The sequence below is a fragment of the uncultured Dialister sp. genome (assembly GCF_900541605.1).
In the GTDB taxonomy this organism is placed as follows: Bacteria; Bacillota; Negativicutes; order Veillonellales; family Dialisteraceae; genus Dialister.
On sequence record NZ_UQKJ01000054.1, the window covers coordinates 1 to 13,421 of the forward strand.

Genomic DNA, 13,421 nt, shown 5'->3' on the forward strand with positions numbered 1-13,421 from the left:
CCGAAGCACCCTCGCCTTCCAAGGAGGGAGGCTAACGATCCGCGGCTCCGCCGCCGTTGGAATCCTATGACTATGCAAATCCCCTTTTGAAAAAAAGGGGATTTTTCCACTAAAAAAGCCCCTCCTTTAAGAAGGGGCAGGAATCAGCTGATGGGTAATGATGGGTTACGGCCCGCAGGGCCCGGCCTGCTCAAGGCTCAAGGCCCAAGGCCCAAGGCCCAAGGCTCCGTCCGTTCACACGACTTCCGGCCAGCAGCGCCGCAGTCCAATGTCCTCGACCTCGATCTTTCTTTATCTCATTTCTTCCGCAATATACCCTACGGCGTCTACGTCGTTCACCGGCATCAAGTGGGCGCCGGAGGCGCCGATTTCTTTGAGGCCCTGTACCAGGTCCCGGGAGATTTTGAGGCCCGTTTCCCGGCCGCCCTTTTCCATGGCGTGGAGTACGGGGGAGGGGATGAAGATACCCGGTACCTTATCGTTCAGGTAGTTCGCCATCTTGAAGCTCTTCAGGGGGACAATGCCGAAGAGGATGGGGAGGTCCAGACCTTTGGCGGCGGCGAGGAAATCCTCGGCCTGCCGGATGTCGTAGATAGGCTGGGTCTGGATGAACTGGGCTCCCGCCTTTTTCTTCCCTTCCAGCCGCCGGATTTCCTTATCCAGGTCGTCGGTGCCGGGGTTGGCGGTGGTGCCGATGTAGAAGTCCGTAGGTACCCCCAGCTTATGGCCCGTCAGGTCGTGGCCTTCGTTCAGGGATTTCGCGATTTCGATGAGCCCCGTGGAGTCCACTTCGAAGACCCCCTTCGCGTCGGGGTGGTCGCCGATGGACGGCGGATCCCCGGTGAGGGTGAGAATGTTGTGGACCCCCATGGCGTAGGCCCCCAGCAGTTCCGCCTGCAGGCCGATGACGTTCCGGTCCCGGCAGGTGAGGTGGAAAATGGATTCCACATTATATTTGTGCTGGATGATGGAGGAAAGGGCGATGGGGCTCATCCGGAGTTTCGCCATGGGGCAGTCGGCGATGTTGACGGCGTCCACGTAGGGCGCTACTTTCATTACCTGCTCTTCCGTCACCGCCGGGGAGGCGCTCTTCGGCGGGTCCAGTTCCGTGGTGATGGTAAAAATATGGGCTTCGTTTTTCTCTTTTAATGTTGTCATCAGCCATTCCTCTTTTCTATGAGTGCATCGGCGATCCGTACGGCGGCGATGCCATCTTTGCAGTAATTCGGTGCCCCGATGCGGGTGGCGTAGTCCTGGGTCACCACGGCGCCTCCTACGAGGATATCCGCCGCCGGTGCTTCCGCCTTCAGGGCCTGTACCGTATGTTCCAGTTCCGGCAGGGTGGTGGTCATGAGGGAGCAGAGTCCCACGAGATCCGCCTTATTTTCTTTGGCAGCTTTAATGAAATCGGCGGGCTCCACGTCTTTTCCCAGGTCCACCACATGGTAGCCGCTGTTTTCCATGAGGGCGGATACGATATTCTTTCCCAGGTCGTGGATGTCCCCCTTCACGGTGCCGATGACCAGGGTGCCCTTGGCCTTCACCGCCGCGTCGGGGAGAAGTTTCTTCAGCTCCTTGAAGGCCGCCTGCATGGCTTCCGCTGCCATCATGACCTGGGGCAGGTACACCTTGCCGGCGCCGTAGCCATCGCCGATTTCCGTCATGGCTGCCGTAAGGCCTTCTTTGATAATGGTTTCCGAAGAAATGCCGTTGTCCAGGGCTTTCTTCATGAGGGCCGCCGATTCTTCCTTTTCCCCGTTCTTCACAGCGGCCTTGATGGCCTCCAGGGGCGGCAGGTCTTTCGCCGCTTCTTTCGGTGCCGGTGCTGCTGCGGACGCCGCTTCTTTGATGAAGTTCCGGGCGCCGGGGTCAAATCCCAGGAGCAGCTTCGCGTTCACAAAGGCGTCTTTGATATCCTGGTCCAGGGGGTTGATGATGGGGGCGTTTATGCCGCAGGCGAAGGCCATGGTGAGGAAGGCCGCATTGATCCGGGGACGGGCAGGGAGGCCGAAGGACACGTTGCTGGTGCCCATGACGCAGGGCAGGCCGAATTCCTTTTTATAGAGGGCAATGGTCTTCAGCGTTTCCCGGGCTCCCCTGTCGCTGGAACCGATGGTGAGGACGAGAGGATCCAGCAGCAGGTCTTCCTTCCGGAGTCCCGCAGCCAGGGACTTTTCGATGATGCCCCGGGCGATGCGGATCCGTTCTTCTGCGGTTTTCGGGAGATTTCCCTTTTCCAGGGGCAGGCAGAGCACGGCGGCACCGTAGGTCTTCGCCAGCCGGAGCACCTTCTCCAGGATTTCATCGTCCGCTCCGTTCACGGAATTGATGAGGGGACGGCCGGGGTAGACCTTCAGCGCCCGCTCCAGCACCTCCGGGTCCGTGCTGTCGATGGACAGGGGTACGGGGCAGAGCATGGAGAGCTGGGAAATGGCGGTTTCCATGGCTTCCCGCTGGTCGATGCCCGGGACCCCCATGTTCACGTCCAGTACGTCAGCGCCGGCGGCCACTTCGGCAAGTCCTTCCTTCTTGATGGAAACGAAACTGCCGTGCTGGATGTCTTCCCGCATTTTCCGGCGGCCCGTGGGGTTGATGCGCTCCCCAATCTTTACGGGGGCGAAATCATCGCCGATGAATACGGTCTTCGTGCGGGAGGTGAGGGCAGTGAATGGTTTCACCGGCTTCGGGGTGGCTTCCGGCGCCTTTTCCAGGGCTTCCTTCAGGGCCCGGATGTGGTCCGGCGTGGTGCCGCAGCAGCCGCCCATGAAGGATACCCCCGCCTCTGTATAGGCAGGAGCGTAGGAGGCAAAGGACTCGGGGTCCAGGGGGAAATGGGTTTCCCCGTTTTCCAGTATCGGCATGCCGGCATTGGGCTGGATGATGACGGGCTTATTGGTGACCGACACCATCTGCTTTGCTGCGTCCAGCAGCTTGTCCGGGCCCACGGAGCAGTTGGCGCCGATCACGTCGGCTCCCATGGCGTCCAGGAGAATGGTGGCGGTCATGGGGTCGGTGCCCGGGATGGTGCGGCCGTCTTCGCCGTAGGACATCTGGCAGATTACAGGGAGGGAGGAAGCGGTCTTCGCAGCAATGAGGGCCGCCTTCATTTCCTGGATGTCGATGATGGTCTCGATGATGAGGCAGTCCGCCCCCGCATCGGAAAGGGCCCTGGCCAGGCGGTAATAATTCTCGCAGGCCTCATCGAAGGACAGGTCCCCGATGGGGCGGATAAATTTCCCCGTAGGGCCCATGTCTCCGGCCACCTTCACCTTATCCCCGCAGGCCTTCCGTACGTTGGCCACGGCGGCGGAAGCGATTTCCTCCACCTTATCCTGGAGGTCATAGTCCTTGAGCTTCAGGGGAGAGGAGCCGAAGGTATTCGTGGTGATGTACTGGCTCCCGGCGTCCATGTAGGCCCGATGGATCTGCTGCACCACCTCGGGATGGGAAATATTGTAATAGTCCGGGCAGCTCCCGGTTTCCAGACCAAATTTCTGAAGCATGGTACCCATGCCGCCATCAAATAAAATCATAGAGGTTCTCCTTTATTATATGTATATATGTATTGTAACATGCGTATATTTGGGGCTAAAGGTGGTAGGTGAACATCGCTTCGCTCGTTCACCGGGTTGTGGGTGCTTCGCGCCAGGGGCATAAGGTGCATCGTCCGCCAAAGGCGGCTTTTCTACCTTATGCCCCCGCTGCGCCAAGGCGTCAGCCCTGGCTGGCAGCCACCACCCGGTGGGACAAGCGCAGCGGCGTCCCACCCACAACCCTTAGACCCATTTACACGCATGGACCATTCACCCAATACCCCACGCATCAGCTCCTGAAGCTGCAGTCCTTCATCCAGCAGGTCTTACACTTGGCCGGTGATGGGCGCTGGGTGCACTGGGAAATGCCTATGATGGCGGATACCGACTTCCGGGGGAAAAGCATGGAATGGTCCGTCACATGGACCCCGATTTCCTCGGCGTGGATGAGCCGGCAGAAAGGCCCCTGCTGGGTCACCGGCCAGTCCCCGTAACCCGGGGAAAAACGCCACACCGTCCGCTGCCCGTCCCGGGCCGCCTCTTTCTGTATGTACCGGTCCACCTGGTCCGCCAGGTGCTCCGTGGCCGCCGTGGCCGCCGCATCCAGCAGCAGCCCCTGCACGTAATCCCCGGCCTTGAAACAGGCGTCCGACTCCTGCTCGATGGCATCGCCCACAGTCACCGCCAGCACCGCCACGGACCAGGACTTCGCCAGATGGTGGCGGATACTGTTTCCCGTGAGCGTCAGGGGCGGATCCCCCTCGATAATGCCGTCGGCCGGTGAATAGGGGAGAATCTGCCAGATTCCCTTCGGCTCCGCCAGGGCCAGCGCCGTTTCCACCGCCCGGTCCACCGCTTCCTTCGGGAAATCGGTGCCCTTCGGATTTGTGCCCGCATAGCGGAGCATTTCCTTCCGGTCGATTTCAAATAAAGTACCATTATAGAAAGGCATGGTTCCGCCTCCTTACCCAATAAAAAAGCCCTTCACCCCATGGGACGAAAGACTCGTGTTACCACCCAGATTCATTCCTTCCTTGCGGAAGAAACCTCAAAAGGTACGCCGGCGAAAGCCATGATACCCTGACGCTGTAACGGGCGCACCCGGGGAAACCTCACAATTCAGCCCCCTGGCTCAGAGTCCATCTTCAGCGGCCCGCAGACATCTCCTTTCACCGGACGGAGACTCTCTTTGGAAAGCGCAGCAGCCTACTCTTCTCCTCATTGCCGATCTGTAACTGATTTCCACTATAGCATACAGGGTAGGGAGTGTCAACGAAAGCAGGGTAGACCGGTAGGTTATAGGACGATGGAACTTTTGGCTATACAAGGATATGGCGGAATGGTACATTATTTCCTTTATTTCTTTATTTCAGTGTTTCGAACCTCATTCTTTTCTTGATATACACTATTCAATTTGCTAAAATAAAAGCTACGGGTTTTGCTGATATAAACAGGTTTATCCGAGATATATGAAAATACAATGTTTTACAGGAGGTACTATGGCAGAATTGACAGCACTGATTTTGGCAGCCGGACAGGGTACCAGGATGAAGTCAAACTTACCAAAAGTATTACACCGGGTATGTGGCGTTCCTATGGTGGAACAGGTTATCCGGGTAGTGCGTGAAGCCGGTTTTGATAAGTGTGTAGTAATCACAGGCTTTAAGGAGGAACTGGTACGAAAGAATCTGGAAGGGAAAAATGTTTCCTTTGTCCATCAGGCGGAGCAGCTCGGCACAGGGCACGCCGTAATGCAGGCCATTCCGGAATTTGAAGGCGACAAAGATGGTTATGTACTTGTCATCTGTGGAGATACCCCTCTCCTTCGGAGTGATACGATTCGGGATTTATCTGAAGTCTGCAAGAAAAATCAGGCTGCAGCAGCTGTGCTGACTGCCATTTTGGATAATCCCTTCGGCTATGGACGTGTCTTACGTGATAAAGCGGGAAATATGACCTCCATTGTGGAGCAGAAAGATGGTACACCGGAACAGCTGGCGGTCCATGAAATCAATACGGGCACTTATGTTTTTAAGGCAGGTCCTCTTTTGGATGCTTTAAAAAAGATAGATAATAAGAATGCCCAGGGGGAATATTACCTGACCGATGTATTTGAAATTATGATTAAAGCCGGAGAAAAGGTCATTCCGGTGGCAGCAGATGATGCTGATGAGACTATGGGCGTGAACTCCCGTATCCAGCTGGCAGCGGCTGACCGGGTACTTCGTCTGCGTAAGGCAGAAGAACTGATGGCGGAAGGTGTCAGCATCATTGATCCTGAACATACCTATATTGAACAGGATGTAAAAGTGGGAAGGGACACTGTGCTTCTTCCGGGGACCATGCTTCAGGGAAAAACCATGGTTGGTGAAAACTGCGAAATTGGTCCGGATACCCAGCTCGTCAATGTCACTGTGGGTGCAGGAAATCATCTGAATCGCGTATATGGCCATGACTGCACAATTGGGAATAACAATGAAATCGGGCCATTCGTTCATCTTCGCCCGGACACCGTTCTTCATGATCATATCAAAATCGGTAATTTTGTGGAGGTCAAGAATTCTACAGTCGATGATGGAACGAAGCTTCCCCATCTGATTTACTGTGGCGATTCTGATCTCGGCAAAAACGTAAATTTTGGCTGCGGAACGGTTACTGTTAATTTTGATGGAAAGAACAAGCACCGCTGCAGGGTGGATGACCATGCGTTCATTGGATGTAATACGAACCTGGTAGCACCGGTACACGTAGGGGAAAGGGCCTTTACTGCAGCCGGTTCCACAATTACCAAGGATGTTCCGGCAAAGGCCCTCTCTGTTGCACGTGCCAGACAGACCAATATTAAGGGTTGGGTCAAGGACGATACATATAAAGACTGATTCTGAAAATACATTTTTTCAAACGGGCCGATTTTTTACTGTTAATTTACCGGGAAACTGGTATATAATAAAAGCATGAGATGGTGGGTCAATTGGGATTGATGGGTATCCGCTATTCCAGGCAATCAAGTATAGACTTTCAGGCATTGAAAGGAAAGGGAGAGGCAGCAAAATGGACATGGAAGACACTTCTAAATTGAAGATTTTTACAGGCACCGCACATCCGGCACTGGCAAAGGAAATTTCTGACTACATCGGAGTGCCCCTGGGAAAGGCTATCTGTGGCCGTTTCAATAACGGCGAAATCCAGGTCATGATTAATGAAAGTGTCCGTGGTAAGGACTGCTTCATTATCCAGCCAACCGGTGCGCCGGTCAATGATAACCTCATGGAAATGCTCATCATGGTAGATGCACTGAAGAGAGCATCTGCCCGTCATATTACGGTGGTTGTTCCATATTACGGCTATGCACGGCAGGACAGAAAGACCAGAGGTCGTGAACCTATCAGTGCGAAACTGGTAGCGGATCTTATGTCTGCTGCCGGCGTAACAAGGGTAGTCACCATGGATCTCCATGCAGGCCAGATTCAGGGATTCTTTAATGTGCCGGTGGATCACCTCATGTCTGCTTCCCTTCTGGCTGACTATGTGAAATCCAAGAATCTGGATAACCTGACCATTGTTTCCCCAGACCTCGGCGGCGTTACCCGTGCCCGGGAACTGGCAGACCGTGTAGGTGCACCGATCGCTATCATTGAAAAACGGCGTCCTGAACCGGGGGTTGCCAAAGTTATGAACATCATCGGAAACGTAAAAGATCGTAACTGCTTCGTGGTCGATGATATCGTTGATACTGCGGGTTCTCTCTGCGAAGGTGCAAAAGCTCTTGCTGAATATGGCGCAAAGAATGTGTACGCTGCTGTATGCCATCCGGTCCTCACGGATCCGGCTACGGAAAGAATTAGAAATTCCAATATTAAAGAGTTGATTGTAACGAATTCCCTGCCTATTCCGAAAGAAAAGATCCAGGATAAGCTGACAGTTCTTTCTATCGCTCCTCTCCTCGGTGAAGCAATTCTCCGTATTTTCCATGATGCTTCTGTAAGCCAGCTGTTTGATAAATAATGAAGCTCATAGCAGGTCTTGGAAATCCGGGAACAGAATATGAACACAGCCGCCATAATATGGGATTTGATGTGATTGATGAGCTGGCCCGGCGCTGGCATGTGTCAAACTGGAAAGAAGACATGAAAGCGGACATCGGGCAGACCCTGTTTCATGGGGAGAAGGTCCTTCTGGTGAAGCCTTTAACCTATATGAACAACAGTGGTGAAGCTGTCGGGGCAATTGCCAGATACTATAAAATCGGACTTGACGATATCTTCATCATCTGCGATGATCTGGATTTACCGCCCGGAAAGACCAGAATCCGGAAAAAAGGTGCCTCCGGCGGACATAATGGTATTAAATCACTCATTGCCCATTTGGGAAGTGAGAGTTTCAATCGCTTCCGTATTGGCGTAGGCCATCCCAAAGATGGTCATACGGTGGTGGAACATGTGCTGACCCGTCCTTACGGGGAAGACATTGAGAAAATAGAAGAGGCAAAAATCCATACCGCCGATTCCATTGAAGACGCTTTGGAAAATGGTGTAGATCATGCCATGAATAAATTTAATCCGAAGAGAAAAGGATAAATTAGAGGGACAGCTTCTCTGGAGGCTGTCCCTTTTCTTCTCTGTTTATGTTTGAGGGAGTGAATCGGCATTCCCTGTTTCAGAGGTATCCATAGGCAGAAAAAATATTTATTATGTAAGGAGTCCATTATGAAAGGCACACTGATTGTACTGGAAGGGATTGATGGCAGCGGAAAGGAGACACAGGCATCTCTTTTGGAGGAAAAGTTAAAAACGCAGGGGAAAAAAGTCATGCATGTGTCCTTTCCGGATTACGAAAGCCCGTCGTCTTCTCTGGTCAAAATGTATCTCCATGGCGATTTCGGCAGCAGTCCCGAAGATGTAAATCCCTATGCCGCTTCCCTGTTTTATGCGGTAGATAGGTTTGCTTCTTATCGGACCAAGTGGAAATCTTTTTATGAAAACGGGGGTATTGTTATTGCGGACCGTTATACCACAAGTAATATGGTACACCAGATGACCAAGTATGAAGACAGGGACAAAAGAAGAGAATTTCTCCTTTGGCTGGAAAAAACGGAGTATGGGGAGCTGGAGCTGCCCCGTCCGGATCTGGTCATTCTTTTGGATATTCCATTGGAAATTTCGGAGCGGCTGGTTCGTGAGAGAGCCCAAAAAGGAGGATCCATGGATATTCATGAGCAGCATCTGGATTATCTTAGAAAATGCCATGAGGCTTATGGTGAGCTTCTGCATCTTTATGGGTGGACGCGTATTTCTTGTACAGAAAAGGGAAAACTCAGACCCATAGAAGATATTGGAAATGATATTGAAAAAGCAGTGAATGAGAAATTATAATCCATCCTTATTTTTATCAGCCTTTGTTTTCATTGCATTCTGCCATAAATCTGCTATAATATATTGAGCAAATTAAATCTCTTCAGGGCGGGGTGGAAGTCCCCACCGGTGGTAAAGCCCACGAACTGCAGGTATTTCCTGCGGTAGGTCTGGTGAAATTCCAGAGCCGACGGTATAGTCCGGATGAAAGAAGAGTGGTAAAGATTGATTTTATCCACCTCCCTGGAAGAAAGGAAGGTGGATTTTTTGCGTATCGATGAAGACAGGAAATACATGGCCCGGGCACTGGAACTGGCAGTCCGGGGAATGGGGCACGCCCGTCCAAATCCTATGGTGGGAGCTGTCATTGTCAAAGACGGACGAATCATTGGAGAGGGATGGCATGAAAAATTTGGTGGTCCCCATGCAGAGGTCAATGCCTTTGCCCATTGTACGGAAGATCCTAAAGGAGCAACGCTTTATGTGACGCTGGAACCCTGCTCCCACTACGGCAAGACACCGCCCTGTGCTGATCTGATCATAAAGAAAGATATAGATCGTGTAGTCACAGCTATGGTAGACCCAAATCCCCTTGTGTCCGGTAAGGGAATTCGCAAACTGCGGGATGCTGGCATTTTTGTGACCGTAGGGGTTATGGAAAAGGAAGCCCGGAAGCTGAATGAAGTGTTTCTGAAATATGTGACAGAACATAAGCCTTTCGTCCTTTATAAGGCAGCCATGTCCCTGGATGGTAAGACAGCCTGCTATACTGGAGATTCCCAATGGATCTCTTCGGAAGAATCCAGAGAGGAAGTCCATGTTCTCAGGGGATGCTATAAAGGCATCATGGTTGGCGCTGGCACCATTATTAAGGATAATCCACTCCTTACAGCCCGTACAGAGGGATTGGATGACCCGGTTCGTATTATTGTAGATGGAAATCTTTCCGTCCCGTTAAAAGCCAGAGTATTCCAGGAATCTGGGGAAACTATTGTACTCACAACGACAGCAGCGGATGAGAAAAAGAGGGAAGAACTTTCTGCCATGGGAGTGGATATCATCATGACCGATGGCGGAGAGAAGGGAAAGGTTGATCTCTCTTCTGCTATGACTGGTCTGGCGCTGAAAGGCATTGACGGCATTCTTCTGGAAGGCGGTGCTACATTGGCAGCATCGGCTTTTGAAGCTGGTATTGTAGATAAAGTCAGAATTTACCAGGCTCCCATGGTTATCGGCGGCATAGAAGCGCCGGGACTCATTGGGGGAAAAGGAGCTTCTTCCATAGAAAAGGCCGTCAGAATGAAAGATATTTCGACTGAAATGTCTGGACCGGACCTGGTTATAGAAGCTTATGTGGATAAAGGAAATATGGAAACTCCGGACAAACGGATTGATGAGCTCGAAGAGGAATTGAAAGATAAATCGGATCCTTCCGTACAGAATGAAGCAGAAAATAAAGAGGCATGATATGTTTACCGGTATTGTAGAGGAAATTGGCCATATCCGGCGGATTATAAAAAGAAATCGGGCGGAACGGCTTACCGTTTCCTGCAGCAGGGTGCTTGAGGGGACAAAAATCGGGGACAGCATCGCAGTCAATGGTGCATGCCTGACAGTGGTATCCATGACAGATGATTCCTTTGATGCTGATGTGACCCCGGAAACCATGCGGCGCACCGCATTTTCCCTTTTCCGTCCCGGCAGCCCTGTGAATCTGGAGCGGGCGCTCCGGCTCTGTGATCGGCTGGGAGGGCATATTATGATGGGCCATGTAGATGGAATAGGACATATCCTTTCCATGGAAAAAGAGGACAATGCTTTGAATATATCTATCTCCCTGGATAGAAAATGGATGCGCTATATCATAGAAAAAGGGTCCGTGGCAGTAGATGGAATCAGCCTTACCGTGGCCAAACGAGAAAATGGGGCATTCGGTATTGCCCTTATTCCCCACACAGGGGAAGAGACGGCGCTTTTGGAAAAACATCCCGGTGATCCGGTAAATATCGAATGCGATTACCTGGGAAAGTATGTGGAACAACTCATGAATAGAGGCCCGGCAGAAGACCTCAGCATGGAATTGCTGGAAACTTTGGGGCATGGAGGACAGTATGGAATATAAATTTGACAGTATTGAAGAAATTATTGATGAAATCCGCAAAGGGCATATTGTCATTATGCAGGATCCGGAATCCAGGGAAAATGAAGGGGATTATATCTGTGCCGCTGAATTTGCGACTCCGGAAAATGTCAATCGCATGGCTTCTGAGGCAAAGGGAGTCATCTGCATGCCAATGGCGGCAGAAATTGCGGATTCCCTGTATCTGGGGCCTATGATCCGCCACAATACGGATAATCACCAGACTGCATTTCTGGAATCCATCGATTATAAGGATTCCGGTACCGGTGTATCAGCAGCGGCACGATCCATGACAGCACTGGAAGCTGTTAAAGATGGGGCAAAGCCTGAAGATTTCAGACGCCCTGGTCACCTTTTTCCATTGAAAGCGAGAAAATGGGGGGTCCTGGAACGGCAGGGTCATACGGAAGCTACCGTAGATCTTTGTCGTCTGGCAGGCTTGAAACCGGCTGGTCTCTGCTGTGAAATCATGAATCCCGATGGAACCATGGCAAGAAAAAAAGATCTTTTCAAACTGGCCAGGGAAAAGGGCATGAAAATCGGGAGCATCCAGGAACTCATTGAATACCGAAAGAAAAATGAAAAAATTGTGGAACGGGTGGCACAGGCCCATCTTCCTACTAAATATGGCAATTTTGAAATTTACGGCTTTGTAAATCTTATGAACGGGGAACATCATGTGGCTTTGACCATGGGAAATGTATCAGATGGGAAACCGGTACTTTGCCGTATCCACTCTGAATGTCTGACGGGAGACTGCTTCGGCTCTCTCCGCTGCGACTGCGGCCAGCAACTGTCCAGTGCCATGCGGCAGATTGCGCGGGAAGGAAGGGGCGTCCTTGTATATCTGCGCCAGGAAGGTCGTGGCATTGGTCTGATCAACAAGATTAAGGCCTACGCCCTGCAGGATGAAGGATATGATACGGTGGAAGCCAATTTGAAATTGGGATTTGCACCGGATCTTCGGGAATACATGACCGGTGCCCAGATACTGAAGGACCTGGGAGCCACTACCATTCGGCTTCTTACAAATAATCCCCAAAAACTGGACGATGTCAAGGAATATGGGATTACCATTTCTGAGCGGGTACCGATAGAAATGGCACCAACCAGGGAAGATGAATTTTATCTGGAAACGAAACAGAAAAAAATGGGGCATATGTTGAAACTGGATAAGGAAATCGAAGAACCAAAGGATTAAGCGTTTGAGGATATATACGAACATTTGCGGGATAAACTGCCCAAATGGATTTTGATTCTATCTTATTCCCGCATATTTCTTACTTGTGATTACATTCTGATACATAGAACAAAGGAGCAAAAAATGAATATTATTTCCGGACTTTATAATGAAAACAAAATTCGCATTGGCATTGTAGCTTCCCGTTTTAATGAAGTCATTGTTTCAAAACTGATTGATGGCGCAGTGGATGGACTCTCCCGTCATGGTGTGGACATGGATACAGTAGATCTGGCCTGGGTGCCTGGTGCCTTTGAAATCCCGCTTGCGGCAAAGAAAATGGCAGAAAGCGGACGATATGATGCAGTTATCTGCCTTGGCGCCGTAATTCGAGGAGAAACTGACCATTATGAACACGTGGCCACAGAGGTCACAAAAGGAGTGGCCATGGCATCTCTCTCCAGTGGGGTCCCGGTACTGTACGGTGTTCTTACCACCGATACCATTGAGCAGGCCATCAATAGGGCAGGTCTCAAGTCCGGAAACAAAGGCTTTGAGTGTGCCATGGATGCCCTTGAAATGGCCAGTCTTTTTAAGAAACTGGATAAATAAGAATAAAAGGACTGTGGGAATAAATAGACTGTGGGAGGCAGACGATTCCCACAGTTTTTCATTGAACAATTTACATTAGTTAATCATGTAAAGCTGCTTGGACCGTTGCTATTTATCGGGCTGTTGGGCGACGCTGATAAATGCAGTCATTCGTGCGGTGGCTGCCAATTCCTGACTGTCAGGAAAGGCTTATAGCTTTTATCACGAATGACTGACGTTAATAGCAGGTGGTAAGCGTTGCAGATAAATCAGTTATCCTGTCAGATAACAACCGGAAGCTAAGAGTATTCTGCAAGTAACTCTATCTGCAAGCATGCCTGACTACCAGGCTCCAGCAGTTCGACAAACTGCAATTTGTCCTTTGATTTGCAACAGATTCATCTTCAGTTTTACTTTGAATTTTCACTTGAATTTATAAATAAAATCAAGTATAATAATTCATACATGGCCGGTTAGTCAAACGGTTAAGACGCTGCGTTCTCAGCGCAGAGAGTATGGGTTCGAATCCCATACCGGTCACCATGAGAAAAGGGAGCACAAGGGTGCTCCCTTTTATTGTAAAAAGAAAACCCCCGGTTGGACCGGGGGTTCAATAAAGCTTTAGC

The 13,421-nt window shown here is 51.0% G+C and carries 11 protein-coding genes, 1 tRNA gene, 1 riboswitch and 1 other annotated feature; of the genes, 9 read left to right on the plus strand and 3 right to left on the minus strand.

What is annotated here, in order from left to right:
• Positions 1-291 precede the first annotated feature (291 nt).
• The 3 genes from QZR21_RS05205 to QZR21_RS05215 all read right to left on the minus strand — a co-directional run bounded on the left by QZR21_RS05205 (position 292) and on the right by QZR21_RS05215 (position 4,485).
• Positions 292-1,158, minus strand: a complete 867-nt coding sequence (locus QZR21_RS05205; protein ID WP_296097560.1) for a methylenetetrahydrofolate reductase — start codon at positions 1,156-1,158, stop codon at positions 292-294.
• On the minus strand, positions 1,158-3,533 hold the full coding sequence (locus QZR21_RS05210) for a homocysteine S-methyltransferase family protein (protein WP_296097561.1): 2,376 nt from the start codon (positions 3,531-3,533) through the stop codon (positions 1,158-1,160). The genes QZR21_RS05205 and QZR21_RS05210 overlap by 1 nt, the downstream gene beginning before the upstream one ends.
• Positions 3,534-3,822: 289 nt before the next feature.
• Positions 3,823-4,485: a vitamin B12 dependent-methionine synthase activation domain-containing protein gene (locus QZR21_RS05215; protein WP_296097562.1), complete on the minus strand. Its 663-nt coding sequence runs from the start codon at positions 4,483-4,485 to the stop codon at positions 3,823-3,825.
• 37 nt (positions 4,486-4,522) lie between these two features.
• Positions 4,523-4,764 (minus strand) — a binding site (T-box leader).
• A 268-nt stretch (positions 4,765-5,032) separates the two neighbouring features.
• Here QZR21_RS05215 and glmU point away from each other — a divergent pair.
• From glmU to QZR21_RS05260, 9 genes are all read left to right on the plus strand, one after another.
• Positions 5,033-6,412, plus strand: coding sequence for a bifunctional UDP-N-acetylglucosamine diphosphorylase/glucosamine-1-phosphate N-acetyltransferase GlmU (gene glmU / locus QZR21_RS05220; protein ID WP_296097563.1), 1,380 nt, complete (start codon positions 5,033-5,035; stop codon positions 6,410-6,412).
• Positions 6,413-6,584: 172 nt separating this feature from the next.
• Positions 6,585-7,538, plus strand: coding sequence for a ribose-phosphate pyrophosphokinase (locus QZR21_RS05225; protein WP_296974121.1), 954 nt, complete (start codon positions 6,585-6,587; stop codon positions 7,536-7,538).
• Positions 7,538-8,110, plus strand: coding sequence for an aminoacyl-tRNA hydrolase (pth, locus tag QZR21_RS05230; protein ID WP_296097566.1), 573 nt, complete (start codon positions 7,538-7,540; stop codon positions 8,108-8,110). Before QZR21_RS05225 ends, pth begins: the two co-directional genes overlap by 1 nt.
• Positions 8,111-8,239: 129 nt before the next feature.
• Complete coding sequence (locus QZR21_RS05235) at positions 8,240-8,905, plus strand: deoxynucleoside kinase (RefSeq protein ID WP_296097568.1); 666 nt, start codon at positions 8,240-8,242, stop codon at positions 8,903-8,905.
• Between the two features lie 74 nt (positions 8,906-8,979).
• Positions 8,980-9,104: riboswitch (FMN riboswitch) on the plus strand.
• A 5-nt stretch (positions 9,105-9,109) separates the two neighbouring features.
• The gene (gene ribD, locus QZR21_RS05240; RefSeq protein WP_296097570.1) at positions 9,110-10,351 is read left to right on the plus strand and encodes a bifunctional diaminohydroxyphosphoribosylaminopyrimidine deaminase/5-amino-6-(5-phosphoribosylamino)uracil reductase RibD; all 1,242 of its coding nucleotides are present in this window, start codon (positions 9,110-9,112) and stop codon (positions 10,349-10,351) included.
• A 1-nt stretch (position 10,352) separates the two neighbouring features.
• Entirely contained in the window at positions 10,353-11,006 is a 654-nt protein-coding gene (locus tag QZR21_RS05245; protein ID WP_296097572.1) for a riboflavin synthase, read from the plus strand.
• Positions 10,996-12,225 carry a bifunctional 3,4-dihydroxy-2-butanone-4-phosphate synthase/GTP cyclohydrolase II gene (locus QZR21_RS05250; RefSeq protein ID WP_296097574.1) on the plus strand — a complete coding sequence of 410 codons (1,230 nt, stop codon included), beginning with the start codon at positions 10,996-10,998 and terminating at the stop codon, positions 12,223-12,225. Before QZR21_RS05245 ends, QZR21_RS05250 begins: the two co-directional genes overlap by 11 nt.
• 123 nt (positions 12,226-12,348) lie before the next feature.
• The gene (gene ribE / locus QZR21_RS05255) at positions 12,349-12,816 is read left to right on the plus strand and encodes a 6,7-dimethyl-8-ribityllumazine synthase (RefSeq protein ID WP_296097575.1); all 468 of its coding nucleotides are present in this window, start codon (positions 12,349-12,351) and stop codon (positions 12,814-12,816) included.
• Between the two features lie 446 nt (positions 12,817-13,262).
• Positions 13,263-13,338: transfer RNA gene (locus tag QZR21_RS05260), tRNA-Glu, on the plus strand.
• Positions 13,339-13,421: the final 83 nt, after the last annotated feature.

Bases quoted from the DNA above. Each gene is read 5' to 3' on its own strand.
- QZR21_RS05205 (WP_296097560.1), bottom strand. From the start codon at position 1,158: ATGACAACATTAAAAGAGAAAAACGAAGCCCATATTTTTACCATCACC.
- QZR21_RS05210 (WP_296097561.1), bottom strand. From the start codon at position 3,533: ATGATTTTATTTGATGGCGGCATGGGTACCATGCTTCAGAAATTTGGT.
- QZR21_RS05215 (WP_296097562.1), bottom strand. From the start codon at position 4,485: ATGCCTTTCTATAATGGTACTTTATTTGAAATCGACCGGAAGGAAATG.
- glmU (WP_296097563.1), top strand. From the start codon at position 5,033: ATGGCAGAATTGACAGCACTGATTTTGGCAGCCGGACAGGGTACCAGG.
- QZR21_RS05225 (WP_296974121.1), top strand. From the start codon at position 6,585: ATGGACATGGAAGACACTTCTAAATTGAAGATTTTTACAGGCACCGCA.
- pth (WP_296097566.1), top strand. From the start codon at position 7,538: ATGAAGCTCATAGCAGGTCTTGGAAATCCGGGAACAGAATATGAACAC.
- QZR21_RS05235 (WP_296097568.1), top strand. From the start codon at position 8,240: ATGAAAGGCACACTGATTGTACTGGAAGGGATTGATGGCAGCGGAAAG.
- QZR21_RS05245 (WP_296097572.1), top strand. From the start codon at position 10,353: ATGTTTACCGGTATTGTAGAGGAAATTGGCCATATCCGGCGGATTATA.
- QZR21_RS05250 (WP_296097574.1), top strand. From the start codon at position 10,996: ATGGAATATAAATTTGACAGTATTGAAGAAATTATTGATGAAATCCGC.
- ribE (WP_296097575.1), top strand. From the start codon at position 12,349: ATGAATATTATTTCCGGACTTTATAATGAAAACAAAATTCGCATTGGC.